This window comes from Pseudomonas sp. LAMO17WK12:I10, assembly GCF_900215185.1.
In the GTDB taxonomy this organism is placed as follows: Bacteria; Pseudomonadota; Gammaproteobacteria; order Pseudomonadales; family Pseudomonadaceae; genus Aquipseudomonas; species Aquipseudomonas chlororaphis.
In genome coordinates, this window is sequence record NZ_OBDX01000004.1 from 241716 (window position 1) to 258801 (window position 17086).

Genomic DNA, 17086 nt, shown 5'->3' on the forward strand with positions numbered 1-17086 from the left:
GCGCGGCAGTCATCGTGAGGTCAGGAGCTTTGCGGTGCGCGGTTCTGCTCCAGCTTCTCCAGTTCGGCCTTGTAATTATGGGCATCGGTCTCGGAATGAAACATTCCCACCAGCAAGTCTTGTTGATGCACGTCCCAGATCCGTACACCTGCGGCTACGCCTTCATGGGACATGTGTGAATCGTCGCGTTCAGTTACTTTTACAGTCATCTGCTAGCTCCAATCTCTATTGATCTGCAGCAAGGCGTGTGCAGGACTCCGTTATATATTTTGTTAGCTGGCTAAGTAAATTGCTTTCAAATGCAACAATCTTTTGCAGATTTCGAAACAGTCCCGCAGGCCGCGGAAACTGTGGCATTCGGTCGCAGGGTCCAGAGTCTTATGACAAAAGTTTCATGTTGGGCGGCTGTCGTACTGGGTGTTTTTGCCCGGCGAGAGAGCCTGCCGGGTCGCCAGGAGGGCTGTTCTTGAGCGGCTAAAGGAAACACCAGGCGAAAAAAAGCCCCGCATTGGCGGGGCTTTTTCATTGTCGTGCGGCTTAGCTGCCTTTGACGGTCTTGCCGTTGACGGTGCCGTTCAGGAGCATGATGTTGTACTCCTTGCCGTCGGTTTCGACCTGTTGCAGGCGAACCAGCAGGTAATCCCAATCCTTGGCGAACCACATGACGGTGATGCGTTTGCTTTGTGTCGGGTCGCGCACGCGCTCGACCTTGATCGCGTCGATCTGGCCGGCCTTGGTGTCGACTTTTTCCGAGCCCAGGACACGGAAGTCGTAGGTATCGACTTCGCCATCATCGACGACCTGGTAGCTCATGCTTTTCTTGCCGGCGGCTACATCGTGCTGCAGAGCGAGCTGGTAGGTGGATTTGTCGACCATGCCGCGATTGAGCGGGATCTTGACCGCGTCACCACGATCGGTGCCGGTGACCATCTTGGCATTCCAGTCGAAGTCCAGGTCGGCCTTCTTGGCCTTGCCGAGGCCGCCGCGCTCGAAGTGATAGGACTGCGGCAGCAGGGTGTCCTTGTCGAGCGTCAGGGTGCTTTCTTCAGTCAGGCTGGCGATCATCATCGAAGCCTTGAAGCTCAGCTTCCAGGTGCCGTCGCCTTTCTTTTCCAGGCTGCGTTCGGCGGTACCGCTCATCGGCAGCTGTTTCCAGTCGGCGGTATAGCTGGCGGAGAAGGGTTGAAGGTCCGCAGCCTGCGCGAAGGGCAGGGCGAGCAGAGCACAAGCGAAGAGCAGGGCGCGACGCATAAAATCTCCTAATTACGAATCAAGTGGCCACTGGCGGCCAGTAACTGACCATCCAGTAAAGCACCCTGTTCGCCGAGTGTGAGTCGACCTTCGGCAAACCAGCGTACGGCCATCGGGTAAATCCGGTGTTCCTGGACGTGGACCCGCTGCGCCAGGCTTTGCGGCGAGTCGTGCAACTCTACCGGGATCACTGCCTGTACGACCAGTGGTCCGCCATCGAGTTCCTCTGTCACAAAGTGCACGCTGCAGCCGTGCTCGGTGTCTCCGGCCTCCAGCGCTCGCTGATGAGTGTGTAACCCTTTGTATTTGGGTAGCAGCGAAGGGTGGATATTGAGCAGGCGACCCTGATAGTGCCGCACGAAATCCGCGCTGAGAATGCGCATGAATCCGGCAAGCACCACGAGTTTGGGCTGGAAGGCGTCGATCAGTTCGATCAGCGCGGCATCGAAGGCCTCGCGGCCTTCGAATGCCTTGTGATCGAGGGCGCGGGTATCGATACCCGCGTCCTGGGCGCGTTGCAGGCCGTAGGCGTCGGCGCGGTTGGAAATCACCGCGCGGATGCGTACCGGGCTGTCATCGGCCAGTGTACTGTCGATCAGGGCCTGCAAGTTGCTGCCGGTACCGGACAACAGCACCACTACATCACAGGTGGCTGGCATCGGCTCTTGCATCAATGTGCCTTGAGGTTTTTCAGCTCGACCTGGGCAGCGCCCTCGGCGGCGCTAGCGATCTGACCAATGACCCAAGGTTGTTCGCCGGCTTCGCGCAGGACGTTCAGGGCACTTTCAACGTGCTCCTGAGCCACGCAGATCACCATGCCCACGCCGCAGTTCAGCACGCGGTGCATTTCGTGTTCGTCGACGTTGCCTTTCTCTTGCAGCCAGTCGAATACCGCCGGGCGCTGCCAGCTGGCCACGTCGACCACGGCCTGGGCGCCTTTTGGCAGAACGCGCGGGATGTTGTCCAGCAGGCCGCCGCCGGTGATGTGGGCCATGGCCTTGACCGCGCCAGTGTCCTTGATCAGCTTGAGCAGTGGCTTGACGTAGATGCGGGTCGGGGCCATCAGCAGTTCGGTCAGCGGCTTGCCGTCGAGCTGGACGGTTTCGATGTCGGCACCGGAGACTTCGATGATCTTGCGGATCAGCGAGTAGCCGTTGGAGTGCGGGCCGGACGATGGCAGGGCGAGCAGGGCGTCGCCGGTGGCAACCTTGGAACCGTCGATGATTTCGGCTTTTTCCACCACGCCGACGCAGAAGCCGGCCAGGTCGTAGTCTTCACCTTCGTACATGCCGGGCATTTCAGCGGTTTCACCGCCGACCAGGGAGCAGCCAGCCAGTTCGCAGCCAGCGCCGATACCGGTAACCACGGTGGCGGCAACGTCGACGTTCAGCTTGCCGGTGGCGTAGTAGTCGAGGAAGAACAGCGGCTCGGCACCGCAGACCACCAGGTCGTTGACGCACATGGCGACCAGGTCCTGGCCGATGCTGTCGTGTTTGTTCAGGTTCAGTGCCAGGCGCAGCTTGGTGCCCACGCCGTCGGTACCGGAGACCAGTACTGGCTGTTTGTAGCCGGCCGGGATTTCGCAGAGGGCGCCGAAACCGCCCAGGCCGCCCATGACTTCCGGGCGCGCAGTGCGCTTGGCGACGCTCTTGATGCGTTCGACCAATGCTTCACCGGCGTCGATGTCTACACCGGCGTCTTTGTAGCTCAGGGAGGGTTGCTTGCTCATGATCCAGGCCTTTAGGGGGGATTCAGGGGGTATCGACCGAGTCCAGGGAGGCCAGTGAAACAGTCGCGGCGGCAATGCCGCGCAATCATTTCAGCGACCCCGGCTGTTGCCGGTCTGCGAAGGCGCGCGATTTTATCAGGCTTGAGGTGTAGCGGCCATCCTCGGGCCGACGGGCAGGGCATATCCGCTTAAAAAAAACCGCAATTACGCGTGTCGATCGCGCCGCTCGGGGCTGTATAAGGTATAGCCTTGTACCCGCTATCGTTATGACAGCACGAAAACTTCCATCGACCGGGTGAATGTTTGCCCAGGCTTTGTGGTCACAGCCTTGGTCAATCCTGTTCATGCGGTCTGTTCCAGCCGCCTTTTGTCGTCGGGAATCCTCCATGCGTTTGGGTAAATTTCTTTTTGTGGGCTGTTTGTCATTGGTCAGCCTGGCGAGTCATGCCGAAACCCTCAATAACCTGTATCAGGTCCGCGAACCGGTCAGCAGCCAGGCCCCTGGCGAGCGCGACCAGGCCACCCAGCGGGCCCTGGAAACCCTGGTATTGCGCCTGACCGGCGATAGCAAGGCCCTGCAGAACCCGGGACTGGCGGCCATCCGCAAGGACCCGCAGCAGATCATCAGCCAGTACGGCTACGACGCCGGTCCTCCCGAAAGCCTGCAGGTCGACTTCGATCCGGCCAGCACCGACCGGGCGTTGCGCCAGGCTGGCCTGTCGTTGTGGGGCAGCAATCGCCCGTCGATTCTCGGCTGGTGGCTGACCGACTCCAGTGAAGGTTCCAGCCTGGTGGGCGATGGCCAGGCCAGCGCCACGCCGTTGCGCCGTGCGGCCCTGCATCGTGGCCTGCCGCTGCGTTTGCCGCTGGGTGACCTGAATGAGCAGATTGTCGCCACGGCGCCGAATCTCGAAGGTTCCGATCCGGCGCCATTGCGCGCCGCGTCGGAGCGTTACGGCGCGGACGCCCTGCTGGCGGTGCATGCCAATGAAGAGGGCGGTCAGTGGCAGGCCAAATGGCGCCTGTGGCTGGGTGACCAGAAGGAACAGGGCAGCGTCCAGGGAGCTGATGTGCCGGCCTTGGCCGATGCCGTGCTGTTGGCGGTCAGCCAGCGCCTGGCCCCGCGTTTCGCGGTCAAGCCGGGCGCCTCCAGCGAGCAGTTGCTGGAAGTGCAGGGCATGAACCTGGAGCGCTATGCGGCGTTGGGCCGTTTGCTCGAGCCCTTCGGTGGGCGTTTGCAGAGCGTCGATGGCGATCGTTCGGTGTACCGGGTCAGCGGCAGCGCCGAGCAGTTGCGTGCGCAGTTGAATCTGGCTCGGTTGCAGGAAGTCCCGGCGGGCGCTGTGCCTGTCCAGCCGACTGTCGAAGGCGCGACACCTGCGCCTGCGCCGGCCGCGCAGCTGCGGTTTCGCTGGTAGGTTTTCTTTCTTTATATAGAAGCAATGGAGTGGTTCATGGCTGATACGCGTCGATGGGTCTGGTTGGGTGGGTTGGTCCTGCTCTGTGGATTTGTGTACCTGTTGCATCCGATCCTGACGCCGTTCCTGGTGGCCTTGCTGTTGGCCTATCTGTTCGATCCGCTGGTGGACCGCCTGGAAAAGCTTGGGTTGTCGCGCACCTGGGGCGTGGTGGCGGTATTTGCCCTGTTCACCCTGATTGTCATGGCGTTGCTACTGGTGCTGGTGCCTATGCTCGCCAAGCAGCTGCTGCGCCTGTACGAACTGGCGCCGCAGATGCTCGATTGGCTGCAGCACACGGCAATGCCCTGGGCGCAGTCCAAGCTGGGTTTGTCCGATGGTTTCTGGAAGTTCGACAAGGTCAAGGCGGCGATCAGCGAGCACATGGGGCAGACCACCGATATCGTCGGCGTGGTCCTGAGCCAGGCAACGGCCTCCAGCCTGGCGCTGATTGGCTGGCTGGCCAACCTGGTGCTGATTCCGGTGGTCAGCTTTTACCTGCTGCGCGACTGGGACTTGATGATGGCGAAGATCCGCAGCCTGTTGCCCCGTGATCGCGAGGAACGTGTGGTGGCGCTGGCGGGGGAATGCCATGAAGTGCTGGGGGCGTTCGTCCGTGGTCAGCTGCTGGTGATGGTGGCCCTGGGGATGATCTATGCGGCCGGCCTGATGCTGGTCGGGCTGGAACTGGGGCTGTTGATCGGTCTGATTGCCGGCCTGGCGGCCATCGTGCCGTACATGGGTTTTGTCATTGGTATCGGTGCGGCGCTGATTGCCGGGTTGTTCCAGTTCGGCGGCGACCTGTACCCGATGATCGGCATCGTGGCCGTGTTCATGGTCGGCCAGGCCCTGGAGGGCATGGTGCTGACCCCCTTGCTGGTGGGCGACCGGATCGGCCTGCACCCGGTGGCGGTGATCTTCGCGATTCTCGCCGGTGGCGAGCTGTTCGGTTTCACCGGCATCCTGCTGGCCTTGCCGGTGGCGGCGGTGATTATGGTGCTGGTGCGCCATGTGCACGACTTGTACAAGGATTCGGACATCTATAGCGGTGTAGAGGAGTCCGAGCTGTAACGTCCACTGTTAACGCTTTCGGGGCGCCTGCGTTTCCGGCGGGTGCCATCGAGAGTGTTTACAGCTGTCACATCCACCGTCAAAGAAACCCCCGTGATTTCATCAGGCTAACGCAAACCTTTGATTTTGCTTGTGGTCTGCTACATTGTGCGCCCGGCGTCACGGGTATAAACTTTGCAAACTTTACACAGAGGCCACTAACGGTTCGTTTGGAACTGTTCAGTCAGCATGAAACCGATTCAGCTGCCCCTAGGTGTGCGTCTGCGTGATGACGCCACCTTCATCAACTACTACCCAGGCGCCAATGCCGCTGCACTCGGCTATGTCGAGCGGCTTTGCGAAGCCGACGCCGGCTGGACCGAAAGCCTGATCTACCTCTGGGGCAAGGATGGGGTAGGGCGTACGCACTTGCTGCAGGCGGCCTGCCTGCGGTTCGAGCAGTTGGGAGAGCCAGCGGTCTATTTGCCCCTGGCGGAATTGCTGGATCGCGGCATCGAAATCCTCGACAACCTGGAACAGTACGAACTGGTCTGCCTGGACGACTTGCAAGCGGTGGCGGGCAAGGCTGACTGGGAAGAGGCGCTGTTTCATCTGTTCAACCGCTTGCGTGACAGCGGTCGGCGCCTCTTGATCGCGGCTTCGACCTCCCCCCGGGAGCTGCCGGTGAAGCTGGCGGACCTCAAATCCCGCCTGACCCTGGCGCTGATCTTCCAGATGCGCCCGCTCTCCGATGAAGACAAATTGCGTGCATTGCAGTTGCGCGCCTCGCGTCGCGGGCTGCACCTGACCGACGAAGTCGGGCACTTTATCCTGACGCGCGGTACCCGCAGCATGAGCGCCTTGTTCGAGCTGCTGGAGCGCCTCGATCAGGCGTCCTTGCAGGCTCAGCGCAAGCTGACCATTCCCTTTCTCAAAGAAACCCTGGGCTGGTAAAACCGTGGGCGGTAGTGGCTTTTTGGCATATTTCAGGCGCCAGAAACCCGCATCCGGAAGTGGTTCCAGAGGCGCGTGCGTTTAAAATGGGCTTAAGGCCTTAGATGTTGAGTAGAAACCGATAAGTCACATTTCAATCGATTGAATTTGCAAATTAGAGCGATAGAAGGCATAGTCGCGGCTTCTTTATAACTTTAAGCCACGGTCGTGCCCATGCTGAAGCGCTTCGCACCCCTCGTGCCTCTTGCACTCGTTACCCTGTTGTTTGGTTGCGCCACCCACTCTCCGGTGAGCCAGCAAGAGCAGCAACAGGTTCAAAACTCTTCAAAAGCCCAGTCTTCCGCTATTTTCCAGGAAGAGCTGGCAACCGAAAAAGAACTCGCCGAGTTTGCTGACAACAAGCCTTACCAGTTGCCAGTGCTGGCTGACAGTATTCTCGAACGTGGCATGTCCCTGATCGGTACCCGTTACCGTTTCGGTGGTACCTCCGAAGCCGGTTTCGATTGCAGCGGTTTCATCGGCTACCTGTTCCGTGAAGAAGCCGGCATGAATCTGCCGCGCTCCACCCGTGAAATGATCAACGTTGATGCTCCGCTGGTTGCGCGTAACAAGCTGCAGCCGGGCGATCTGTTGTTCTTTGCCACCAATGGTCGCCGCGGTCGCGTAAGCCACGCTGGCATCTACCTGGGCGATGACCAGTTCATCCACTCCAGCAGCCGCCGCAGCGGTGGCGTGCGGGTGGACAGCCTGGGCGACAGCTACTGGAGCAAGACCTTCATCGAAGCCAAGCGCGCCCTCGCCATGGCGCCGACTGTGGTCACCGCACGCAAGTAAGCTGACTTTTTGTAAGGTGAAGTTAAAGTCTTACTTGAAGTTTGGCGCGTAGACGCTAGAATCCTGATCTATTGTTGAAAACTAACCGCGTAAGCCCTGCTTACGCGGTTTTGTTTTCGGCCTCACGGCAGAGAAAGCCGCATCCAGATCAGGATTGTTCTGCATATGTCGACGTCGGCCCGCCTTGCATTGATCGTTCTCGCCGCGCTGCTCAGCGCGTGCGCCAGTCGTACCCCGCCACCCGCGCCTGTGGTACGTGCCCCCGTATTCAACACTCCCCAGACCTTCTCGCCGGCTGCCGAAGATGTGCTGTTTCGTGCGTTGGGCCTGGTGGGCACGCCTTATCGCTGGGGCGGCAACACGCCGGACTCCGGTTTCGATTGCAGTGGCCTGATCGGCTATGTCTATCGCGACGCCGCCGGTATCTCGCTGCCGCGCTCGACCCGCGAAATGATCGGCATGCGGGCACCGAATGTCGGCAAGAATGCCTTGCAGACCGGCGACCTGATATTTTTTGCCACCAATGGCGGTTCCCAGGTCAGCCACGCGGGCATCTATGTCGGCGAAGGCCGCTTCGTCCATGCGCCGGCCACCGGTGGCACGGTGAAGCTGGACAGTCTGTCCAAGGCCTATTGGCAAAAAGCCTACCTGAGCGCCAAGCGCGTGCTGCAGCCAGAGCATCTGGCGCACAACCCTTAGGTCCTATCTTTGTGTCGAGGTTGCCATGACCGCTCGTACCCTCAACCTCGACGACGCCCTCTATCACTACCTGCTCGACGTTTCCCTGCGCGAAACGCCGCTGCTGCGCCGTCTGCGTGACGAAACCCAGGCGCTGCCCATGGCGCGCTGGCAGGTGGCACCCGAGCAGGGGCAGTTCCTGGCGTTGCTGATCAAGCTGATCGGTGCCCGGCGTGTGCTGGAAGTGGGGACCTTCACCGGCTACAGCGCCTTGTCCATGGCCGCGGCCTTGCCGGAGGATGGTCAACTGATCTGCTGTGACATCCCGGGCGACTACAACGCCACCGCGCGCCGCTACTGGCAGGAAGCAGGTGTCGCCGGACGGATCGAGTTACGCCTGGCACCGGCCCTGGAGACCTTAGCCAGGATCGAGCAGGAGGAGGGCGAGGGTGGTTTCGACCTGGTCTTCATCGACGCCGACAAGGCCAATTACCCGGCTTATCTGGAAAGTGCCCTGCGCCTGCTGCGCGTGGGCGGGCTGGCGGTGTTCGATAACACGCTGTGGAGCGGTCGGGTGTTGGAGGAAAATCCCCAGAGCGAAGACACCCGGGCCATCCAGGCACTCAATCGCGCCTTGAAGGATGACCCGCGTGTCGACCTGTCGCTGCTGCCCCTAGGGGACGGCTTGACCCTGTGCCGCAAGCGTTGAACCTATTGCGCCTTGGCTGCTGACACGCGCCAGACTTTGTTGCCGACATCATCGGCCACCAACAGATCCCCTTGTTTGTCGATCACTACGCCGACCGGGCGACCCATGGCTTTCTCGTCGGCGTTGAGGAAACCGGTCAGCACGTCCACCGGTTGGCCTACCGGCTTGCCGTTGGCGAAGGGTACGAAGATCACTTTGTAGCCGCTGTGGGGCTTGCGGTTCCACGAGCCGTGCTGGCCGATGAACACGCCTTGGGTGAACGGCGCCAGCAGCTTGCTGCCTTCGGCGAAGGTCAGGCCCAGGGAGGCGGTATGCGGGCCGACGGCATAATCCGGGGCGATGGCCTTGGCCACCAGGTCCGGGTTCTGCGGAGTGACTCGCACGTCCACATGCTGGCCGTAATAGCTGAATGGCCAGCCATAGAAGGCGCCGTCCTTGACCGAGGTGATGTAGTCCGGCACCAGGTCGCTGCCGATCTCGTCGCGCTCGTTGACCGCGGTCCACAACTGGCCACTTTGCGGCTCCCAGGCCATGCCGTTGGGGTTGCGCAGGCCAGAGGCGAAAATCCGTTGCTTGCCGGTGGCGCGGTCGACTTCCCAGATGGCGGCACGGCCTTTTTCCTGGTCCATGCCGTTTTCGCCGACGTTGCTGTTGGAACCGACCGTGACGTACAGCTTGCTGCCGTCTTTGCTGGCAATCACGTTTTTGGTCCAGTGGTGGTTCAGCTTGCCGCCAGGCAGGTCCACCACTTTGGTCGGCTGGGCGCTGATCCTGGTGTCGCCGTCCTTGTAGGGGAAGCGCAGCAGGCGATCGGTATCGGCGACGTACAGGTCGTTGCCCACCAGGGTCATGCCGAACGGCGAGTTGAGGTTTTCCAGGAATGCCGTGCGGGTTTCCGCCACGCCATCGTGATCCTTGTCCCGCAGCAGGGTAATGCGGTTCGGGCTGGGCACGCCGGCCCCGGCGCGGCTCATGATCTTGCTGGCTATCCAGCCACGAATACCTTTGCTGTCATCGGGGGAGGGCGGGGCGTTGGTCTCCGCCACCAGTACGTCGCCGTTGGGCAGTACGTACAACCAGCGCGGATGGTCCAGGCCTTCGGCGAATGCAGCGACCTGGGTGCCGGCGGCGGCCACCGGTGTGGCGCCTTGCGGCCAGCCGATCGCGGGCGCGATGTTTACGGTCGGGAACAGGGTCTTGTTCGGTTCGGGCAGTTTCGGCGAGGGGCCGGTGCCGTCGGAGACCTGGAGGGTGGAGGTTTCGCCACAGGCACCAAGGCCTGCGGCGACGGCGATAAGGATTGCGTATCGAGGCTTGAACATGCTGATTTCCCTATGTATGCACGACGTCGGTGTAGTCATAGAGAAGCACAGGTCAGCGATGGTTCAACCCGTTCAGCGCGCTTCCTTGAACAGCACGGCAACGCCGGGGTGATAGTTGCCGGCTTCATTGCGCAATTTGCGGTACGCGTAGGGGAAGTACCAGGCCACGGCGCAGCAATGTTCCTTTTGCAGGTCGTCAACTATGTCCTGCAGTTCTTCCGGGGTGGCGCTGTGCTGGGTTTTCTGGGGCGTGATGAACAGGCAGCCGAGCTTCAGGTCGCTGGGGTAGCTGGCTTTTTTCGCGTCGCTGGCGGCATCCAGCAACGGTTGGGTCAGGTGCAGGCTGTTGACCCGGGGCCAGCGCTGGGTGGTCTGGATATAGACGCGTTCCTCCTGCGTGGCGATGTACAGGTCGGTGCGGCCATTGCGGTCGCCGTCCTCGAGCTGTTTTTTGCTCGGTGCGTGTTCCAGGGTGACCATCTCCGCCATCCAGGCTGCCGCCGAGAGCATTCCCAGGTTGGCTTTTTCGTCGAACCAGTACGGGCTTTCGTTATCGCCGCGCACGGCGTTGTAGCGGTCGATGCAATCGAACCAGCGTTCCAGGGCAGGGCGCAGGAATTCCAGTTTCGGATTGCTGATGATCATGCCTTGCATCGGACTTTTCCTATTATTGTTGAGATGTTGGAGTTTTTTAACGCGATTATGGCTATTTGATATCGCTGCGCTGAGTGTGGCACAAGATTGGCGTCATTTTTCCGATATGCAGCATTCGCCGATCTGCGGGGCTTTAATTGACGCTCCACCCCCAACCCTCTAACCTTCGCGACTTGTTTCAGGTGCTCTGTGGCCACAGGTCGACAGAGTGAAACAGGGAAGCCGGTGAGTACGCGTGCCGAAGGCGCACGCACGACAATTCCGGCGCTGCCCCCGCAACGGTAAGTGAGTCAAGACTGCGCCTGATGCCACTGTGTCGACTGTCGACATGGGAAGGCGCGCAGTTGGGCATCCCAGCCACTCACAAGCCCGGAGACCGGCCTGATCCATCCAACGGCATCACGGTGGGCGATGCCAGGCTTGCGCCGTCTATTCCTATTCCTGCCCCCCGTTATCCAGCCCCAACGGAGAGCTGCCCCATGACTGAATCCCCCGATCGTGACGAACGCCATCTGGCGCGCATGTTGCGCAAAAAAGCCGTGATCGATGAACGCATTGCCAACTCGCCAAACGAGTGCGGCTTGCTGCTGGTGCTGACCGGCAACGGCAAAGGCAAAAGCAGCTCGGCCTTCGGCATGCTCGCGCGGGCCATGGGCCATGGCATGCAATGCGGCGTGGTGCAGTTCATCAAGGGCCGCAACAGCACTGGCGAGGAATTGTTCTTCCGGCGTTTCCCGGAGCAGGTGCGTTTCCATGTCATGGGCGAAGGTTTCACCTGGGAAACCCAGGACCGCCAGCGCGACATTGCCGCGGCCGAAGCGGCCTGGGCGGTTTCCCGCGAACTGCTGAGCGATCCGACGATTGGCCTGGTGGTGCTCGATGAGCTGAACATCGCCCTCAAGCACGGCTATCTGGACCTGGATCAGGTGCTCAGCGACCTGCAGGCGCGGCCGCCGATGCAGCATGTGGTGGTCACCGGACGTGGCGCCAAGCCAGAGATGATCGAGCTGGCCGACACCGTCACCGAAATGGGCATGGTCAAGCATGCGTTCCAGGCCGGGATCAAAGCGCAAAAAGGCGTCGAACTGTGAGTGATGCCCGTCATTGCCCGGCGGTATTGATTGCCGCGCCGGCTTCCGGTCAGGGCAAGACCACCGTGACCGCCGCGCTCGCCCGCCTGCATCGCAATCAGGGGCGCAAGGTACGCGTGTTCAAGTGCGGCCCGGACTTTCTCGACCCGATGATCCTCGAGCGCGCCAGCGGTGCGCCGGTGTATCAACTGGACATGTGGATGGTCGGCGAGCAGGAAAGCCGCCGCCTGTTGTGGGAGGCCGCCGGCGAGGCGGACCTGATCCTGATTGAAGGCGTGATGGGGCTGTTCGACGGCACGCCGTCCAGCGCCGATCTGGCGCGGCATTTCGGGGTGTCGGTGCTCGCGGTGATCGATGGCACGGCCATGGCCCAGACCTTCGGCGCCCTGGCGCTGGGGCTAGCGCGTTATCAGCCGGATTTACCGTTCGCCGGCGTGCTGGCCAACCGCGTCGGCACCCTGCGGCATGCGCAGTTGCTCGAAGGCAGCCTGACCGAAGGCCTGCGCTGGTACGGCGCGCTGTCCCGGGAGACCGGCATCGAACTGCCCAGCCGCCATCTGGGGTTGGTGCAGGCCAGTGAACTCAACGATCTGGATCTGCGTCTCGACGCCGCGGCCGCCGCCCTGGCGGACAGCTGCGAAGTGGCCTTGCCGCCCGCGGTGGTGTTCACCGCTCCTCAGACAGTTGCCGTTGAGCCGCTGTTGGCCGGCGTGCGCATTGCCGTGGCCCGCGACGAAGCCTTTGCCTTTACCTATGGCGCGAGCCTGGATCTGCTGCGGGCCATGGGCGCCGAGCTGGTCTTTTTCTCGCCGATCCATGACGCGGTACTGCCTGAGGCAGACAGCCTGTACCTGCCGGGCGGTTACCCGGAGTTGCATCACCGGGCGCTGGCGGCGAATAGCTCGATGCTCAGGGCGATCCGCGCGCATCACGCCGCCGGCAAACCCTTGCTCGCCGAGTGTGGCGGCATGTTGTATCTGCTGGACTCCCTGACCGACGTTGACGGCGAGCGCGCCGAACTGCTGGGCCTGTTGCCCGGCGACGCGGTGATGCAAAAGCGCCTGGCGGCCCTGGCCTTGCAGGCGGTGGAGTTGCCGGAAGGCTCGTTGCGCGGGCATACCTACCACCATTCGTTGACCAGCACCGAGCTTGCGCCGATCGCCCGGGGCCTGAGCCCGAATGGCGGGCGCGGCGCGGAAGCGGTTTACCGCGAAGGGCGGATGACCGCCTCTTATGTGCATTTCTATTTTCCGTCCAACCCCGAAGCGGTGGCAGCCCTGCTGGCGCCGGCAGGAGCGAGCGTGCTCGCGCGGCGCCCATGAGCGACAACGCCTTTTCCGCGGCCGAACGCGACGCGGTCTATCGCGCGATCGCCGAGCGTCGTGACATGCGCCACTTCGTCGGTGGCACGGTCGAGCCGCAGGTCTTGCGTCGCCTGCTGGAGGCGGCGCACCAGGCGCCCAGCGTCGGCCTGATGCAGCCCTGGCGGTTTATCCGTATCAGTGACCGGTCGTTGCGCGGGCAAATCCAGCAACTGGTGGAAGAGGAGCGGGTACGCACCGCCGAGGCCCTGGGCGAACGTTCCGATGAGTTCATGAAGCTCAAGGTCGAAGGCATCAACGACTGCGCCGAGGTCCTGGTGGCAGCGCTGATGGACGACCGTGAACGACATATTTTCGGCCGGCGCACCCTGCCGGAAATGGACCTGGCCTCGCTCTCCTGCGCGATTCAGAACCTGTGGCTGGCGGCCCGGGCCGAAGGGCTGGGCATGGGCTGGGTGTCGTTGTTCGAGCCCGCTGCCTTGGCCCAGTTGCTGGGCCTGCCGGCCGGGGCCAAGCCACTGGCGGTGCTGTGCCTGGGCCCGGTGGGCGAGTTTTACCCGGCGCCGATGCTGGTGCTCGAAGGCTGGGCGCGGGAGCGTCCGCTGAGTGAATTGCTGTATGAAAATTACTGGGGAGTGAGTCAATGAGTGTGGCGTTGCTGAGTGTCGCCGGGGTGGCGCTGGATGCGTTGCTGGGCGAACCCAAGCGCTGGCATCCGCTGGTGGCGTTCGGCCGTTTTGCCGATCGCATCGAGCAACGCTTCAACTCCGGCGGTCGCGGCTGGCGCAGTCATGGCGTCACCGCCTGGGTCATCGCGGTGCTGCCGCTGACCCTGCTGGCAACCCTGTTTTCCTGGCTGCCCTACATCGGCTGGTTGTTCGAGATCCTGGCGCTGTATTGCGCCCTTGGCCTGCGCAGCCTCGGCGAGCATGTCGAGCCGGTGGCCCAGGCTTTGCGCAGCGACGACCTGGACCAGGCGCGGCAGCGGGTCGGTTATCTGGTGAGCCGGCAGACCAGCGAGCTGGATGCCACCGAAGTCGCCCGCGCCGCCACCGAGTCGGTGCTGGAAAACGGCAGCGACGCGGTGTTCGCCGCCTTGTTCTGGTTTGCCGTGGCCGGTGCGCCGGGCGTGGTGCTCTATCGCCTGAGCAATACCCTGGATGCGATGTGGGGCTATCGTAATGAGCGCTTCGAGCGTTTCGGCTGGGCGGCGGCGAAGATCGACGACCTGCTCAACTACATTCCGGCCCGCCTGGTAGCCCTGACTTACGCGTTGCTGGGCAAGACCCGCCTGGCGCTGAAATGCTGGCGCCGCCAGGGGCCGACCTGGGACAGCCCGAACGCCGGGCCGGTGATGGCGGCCGGGGCCGGGGCCCTGGGGGTCGAGCTGGGCGGCGCGGCGATCTATCACGGCGAGCTGCACCGGCGCCCGCAGCTGGGCGAGGGCGTGGCGGCCGATGCCTCGTCCATCGATCGCGGCTGGCAACTGGTGCAGCGCGGGGTCTGGTTATGGCTGCTGATTCTCTGCGTGGGAGCTGAGTTCTATGCTTGAGCACGGTGGCCGCCTGCGCAAGGCGGCCGAGCAATACGGCATCGCCGAGGCCGACTGGCTGGACCTGTCCAGCGGCCTGGCACCCTGGCCATGGCCGATTCCCGAGATCGGGATGCGGGCCTGGGCGCGCCTGCCGGAAACCGACGATGGCCTGGAGCAGGCGGCCCGCGACTACTACGGCGCGGCCCATGTGTTGCCGGTGCCCGGTTCCCAGGCGGCGATCCAGCTGCTCCCGCGTTTGCGCCGCGCCGGCAAGGTCGGCGTGCTGTCGCCCTGTTATGCCGAGCACGCCGAAGCCTGGCGCCGCAGCGGCTACATCGTGCGGGAAGTGCTGGAGCAGGAAGTGGACTTTTTCCTCGACAGCCTGGACGTGCTGGTGGTGGTCAACCCGAACAACCCCACGGGCTTGAGCCTGACCCCGGAGCGCCTGCTGGACTGGCATGCGCGCCTGGCGCAGCGCGGTGGCTGGCTGGTGGTCGACGAAGCCTTCATGGACAACACTCCCCAGCTGAGCCTGGCGGCCCAGGCCGATCAGGTGGGGTTGATCGTCCTGCGTTCCTTCGGCAAGTTCTTCGGCCTGGCCGGTGTGCGCCTGGGCTTCGTCCTGGCCGAGCGCAAGCTGCTCAAGCTGCTGGCCGAGCAGGTCGGTCCCTGGGCCGTCAGCGGACCGACCCGGGTACTGGGCCAGGTGTGCCTGCGCGACAGCCAAGGCCATGAGCGGCAACGAGTGCGCAGCGAAGCGGCGAGCCTGCGCCTGGCGCAGTTGCTCGAGCGCCACGGTCTGAAACCCCAGGGTGGCTGTGCGCTGTTCCAGTGGCTAATCACCGATTGCGCCGAGCTGTTGCATGAGTTCATGGCGCGCCGGGGCATCCTGCTGCGGCTGTTCACCCACAACAGCAGCCTGCGTTTTGGCCTGCCGGCCGACGAAGCCGATTGGTCGCGTCTCGAACAGGCCTTCGTCGCCTACGCCAAGGAACATCCATGACCACCCTGATGGTGCAGGGCACCACTTCCGACGCCGGTAAAAGCACCCTGGTGACGGCGCTCTGCCGCTGGCTGACGCGCCAGGGCGTCAGCGTCGTGCCCTTCAAACCGCAGAACATGGCCCTCAACAGCGCGGTGACCGCCGACGGTGGCGAGATCGGCCGGGCCCAGGCAGTACAGGCCCAGGCCGCGCACCTGGAGCCGCACACCGACATGAACCCGGTGCTGCTCAAGCCCAACAGCGACACCGGGGCCCAGGTGATCATTCACGGCCGTGCGGTGACTACCATGAACGCGGTGGCCTATCACGACTACAAGGCCATCGCCATGCAGGCGGTGCTGGCCTCTCACCAACGCCTGAGTGCGGCCTATCCGGTGGTGATGGTGGAGGGCGCAGGCTCGCCGGCGGAGATCAACTTGCGGGCCGGCGACATTGCCAACATGGGCTTTGCCGAAGCGGTGGACTGCCCGGTGGTGCTGATCGCCGATATCAACCGTGGCGGGGTTTTCGCCCATCTGGTGGGCACCCTGGAGCTGTTGTCGCCGAGCGAGCAGGCGCGGGTCAAAGGTTTCATCATCAACCGTTTCCGCGGCGATATCGCCCTGCTGCAACCGGGCCTCGACTGGCTCGAAGCGCGTACCGGCAAGCCGGTGATCGGCGTGTTGCCCTATGTGCTGGACCTGCATCTGGAAGCCGAAGACGGTATCGACCAGCGTCAGGCCGACAAGGTCGAGCAGGTGCTGAAAGTACGGGTGCCGGTTTTGCCGCGCATCAGCAATCACACCGACTTCGACCCGCTGCGCCTGCACCCCCAGGTGGACCTGCAATTCATCGGTCCCGGCCAGGCGATTCCGTCGGCCGACCTGATCATCCTGCCCGGCTCGAAAAGCGTGCGCAGCGACCTGGCGTACCTGCGCGCCCAGGGTTGGGACACGGCCATCGCCCGGCACCTGCGCTACGGCGGCAAGCTGCTGGGCATCTGCGGCGGTTTGCAGATGCTCGGCGAGCAGCTGCACGATCCCCTGGGGCTGGAAGGCGCGCCGGGGTCCAGCGCGGGTTTGGGGTTGTTGGCGTTCGAGACGGTGCTGGAACAAGAGAAGCAGCTGCGTAATGTGCGTGGACGTCTGGCGCTGGAGGAGGCCGAGGTCAGCGGTTATGAGATCCATGCCGGCGTCACGACGGGGCCAGCGCTGGAACTGGCCGCCGTGACCCTGGACGACGGTCGCTGCGACGGCGCGCGCAGCGACGACGGGCAGATTCTCGGCACCTACCTGCACGGTTTGTTCGAGGCGCCGGCGGCCTGCAGTGCGCTGCTGCGCTGGGCGGGTTTGCGCGAGGTGCAGGTGGTCGACTACCACGCCCTGCGCGAGCGTGACATCGAGCGCCTGGCCGATCTGGTGGAGCGGCACCTGGACACCGAGCACCTGCGCCAGCTTTGCGGGCTTTAGAGCGTCGGCGCCGGCATTGCCGCGCCGCTGTGGCTGTACCTCAATTCAAG

At 63.1% G+C, this 17086-nt stretch carries 18 protein-coding genes and 1 riboswitch; of the genes, 12 read left to right on the top strand and 6 right to left on the bottom strand.

The annotated features are described in order from the left end of the window. Positions 1 to 20 precede the first annotated feature (20 nt). From CRO75_RS07230 to purM, 4 genes are all read right to left on the bottom strand, one after another. Positions 21 to 209 (bottom strand): hypothetical protein, encoded by a 189-nt coding sequence (locus CRO75_RS07230; protein ID WP_037004938.1) that lies wholly within the window; start codon positions 207 to 209, stop codon positions 21 to 23. Between the two features lie 328 nt (positions 210 to 537). Continuing rightward, on the bottom strand, positions 538 to 1251 hold the full coding sequence (locus CRO75_RS07235) for a DUF3108 domain-containing protein (protein WP_007927772.1): 714 nt from the start codon (positions 1249 to 1251) through the stop codon (positions 538 to 540). 8 nt (positions 1252 to 1259) lie between these two features. Then, positions 1260 to 1910 (bottom strand): phosphoribosylglycinamide formyltransferase, encoded by a 651-nt coding sequence (purN, locus tag CRO75_RS07240; protein ID WP_097134898.1) that lies wholly within the window; start codon positions 1908 to 1910, stop codon positions 1260 to 1262. 11 nt (positions 1911 to 1921) lie between these two features. After that, positions 1922 to 2980 (bottom strand): phosphoribosylformylglycinamidine cyclo-ligase, encoded by a 1059-nt coding sequence (purM, locus tag CRO75_RS07245; protein ID WP_007927774.1) that lies wholly within the window; start codon positions 2978 to 2980, stop codon positions 1922 to 1924. 386 nt (positions 2981 to 3366) lie between these two features. Between purM and CRO75_RS07250 the strand changes: the two genes are divergently transcribed. The 6 genes from CRO75_RS07250 (at position 3367) to CRO75_RS07275 (ending at position 8662) form a co-directional block, all read left to right on the top strand. Continuing rightward, positions 3367 to 4398, top strand: coding sequence for a DUF2066 domain-containing protein (locus CRO75_RS07250; RefSeq protein WP_097134857.1), 1032 nt, complete (start codon positions 3367 to 3369; stop codon positions 4396 to 4398). A 36-nt stretch (positions 4399 to 4434) separates the two neighbouring features. After that, positions 4435 to 5508: an AI-2E family transporter gene (locus CRO75_RS07255; protein ID WP_007927776.1), complete on the top strand. Its 1074-nt coding sequence runs from the start codon at positions 4435 to 4437 to the stop codon at positions 5506 to 5508. A 228-nt stretch (positions 5509 to 5736) separates the two neighbouring features. Next, positions 5737 to 6441: a DnaA regulatory inactivator Hda gene (gene hda / locus CRO75_RS07260; protein ID WP_007898944.1), complete on the top strand. Its 705-nt coding sequence runs from the start codon at positions 5737 to 5739 to the stop codon at positions 6439 to 6441. 213 nt (positions 6442 to 6654) lie between these two features. Next, the gene (locus tag CRO75_RS07265; RefSeq protein WP_009045110.1) at positions 6655 to 7275 is read left to right on the top strand and encodes an NlpC/P60 family protein; all 621 of its coding nucleotides are present in this window, start codon (positions 6655 to 6657) and stop codon (positions 7273 to 7275) included. Between the two features lie 165 nt (positions 7276 to 7440). After that, positions 7441 to 7974, top strand: coding sequence for a C40 family peptidase (locus CRO75_RS07270; protein ID WP_007927778.1), 534 nt, complete (start codon positions 7441 to 7443; stop codon positions 7972 to 7974). A 25-nt stretch (positions 7975 to 7999) separates the two neighbouring features. Beyond that, positions 8000 to 8662, top strand: a complete 663-nt coding sequence (locus CRO75_RS07275; protein ID WP_007927780.1) for a class I SAM-dependent methyltransferase — start codon at positions 8000 to 8002, stop codon at positions 8660 to 8662. Between the two features lie 2 nt (positions 8663 to 8664). Here the strand turns inward: CRO75_RS07275 and CRO75_RS07280 are convergent, their stop codons facing one another. Both CRO75_RS07280 and CRO75_RS07285 read right to left on the bottom strand, forming a co-directional pair. Continuing rightward, positions 8665 to 9984: a sorbosone dehydrogenase family protein gene (locus tag CRO75_RS07280; protein ID WP_097134858.1), complete on the bottom strand. Its 1320-nt coding sequence runs from the start codon at positions 9982 to 9984 to the stop codon at positions 8665 to 8667. 72 nt (positions 9985 to 10056) lie between these two features. Then, positions 10057 to 10638 carry a hypothetical protein gene (locus tag CRO75_RS07285; protein WP_097134859.1) on the bottom strand — a complete coding sequence of 194 codons (582 nt, stop codon included), beginning with the start codon at positions 10636 to 10638 and terminating at the stop codon, positions 10057 to 10059. A gap of 163 nt (positions 10639 to 10801) precedes the next feature. Next, a riboswitch (cobalamin riboswitch) is annotated at positions 10802 to 11038 on the top strand. Between the two features lie 79 nt (positions 11039 to 11117). On the opposite strand from CRO75_RS07285, the gene cobO reads away from it, so the two are divergent. Genes cobO through CRO75_RS07315 form a run of 6 tightly spaced genes read left to right on the top strand, consistent with a single transcriptional unit; the run spans position 11118 to position 17036 of the window. Continuing rightward, the gene (gene cobO, locus CRO75_RS07290; protein WP_007927786.1) at positions 11118 to 11729 is read left to right on the top strand and encodes a cob(I)yrinic acid a,c-diamide adenosyltransferase; all 612 of its coding nucleotides are present in this window, start codon (positions 11118 to 11120) and stop codon (positions 11727 to 11729) included. Then, positions 11726 to 13051 carry a cobyrinate a,c-diamide synthase gene (locus CRO75_RS07295; protein WP_097134860.1) on the top strand — a complete coding sequence of 442 codons (1326 nt, stop codon included), beginning with the start codon at positions 11726 to 11728 and terminating at the stop codon, positions 13049 to 13051. Before cobO ends, CRO75_RS07295 begins: the two co-directional genes overlap by 4 nt. Continuing rightward, positions 13048 to 13698, top strand: a complete 651-nt coding sequence (bluB, locus tag CRO75_RS07300; RefSeq protein WP_009045103.1) for a 5,6-dimethylbenzimidazole synthase — start codon at positions 13048 to 13050, stop codon at positions 13696 to 13698. Before CRO75_RS07295 ends, bluB begins: the two co-directional genes overlap by 4 nt. Continuing rightward, positions 13695 to 14603 carry an adenosylcobinamide-phosphate synthase CbiB gene (gene cbiB / locus CRO75_RS07305; RefSeq protein ID WP_097134861.1) on the top strand — a complete coding sequence of 303 codons (909 nt, stop codon included), beginning with the start codon at positions 13695 to 13697 and terminating at the stop codon, positions 14601 to 14603. Before bluB ends, cbiB begins: the two co-directional genes overlap by 4 nt. After that, positions 14596 to 15588, top strand: coding sequence for a threonine-phosphate decarboxylase CobD (gene cobD / locus CRO75_RS07310; protein ID WP_009045101.1), 993 nt, complete (start codon positions 14596 to 14598; stop codon positions 15586 to 15588). Before cbiB ends, cobD begins: the two co-directional genes overlap by 8 nt. Beyond that, a complete protein-coding gene (locus CRO75_RS07315) occupies positions 15585 to 17036 on the top strand; it encodes a cobyric acid synthase (RefSeq protein ID WP_097134862.1) in 1452 nt (483 codons plus the stop codon). Before cobD ends, CRO75_RS07315 begins: the two co-directional genes overlap by 4 nt. Positions 17037 to 17086 lie beyond the last annotated feature (50 nt).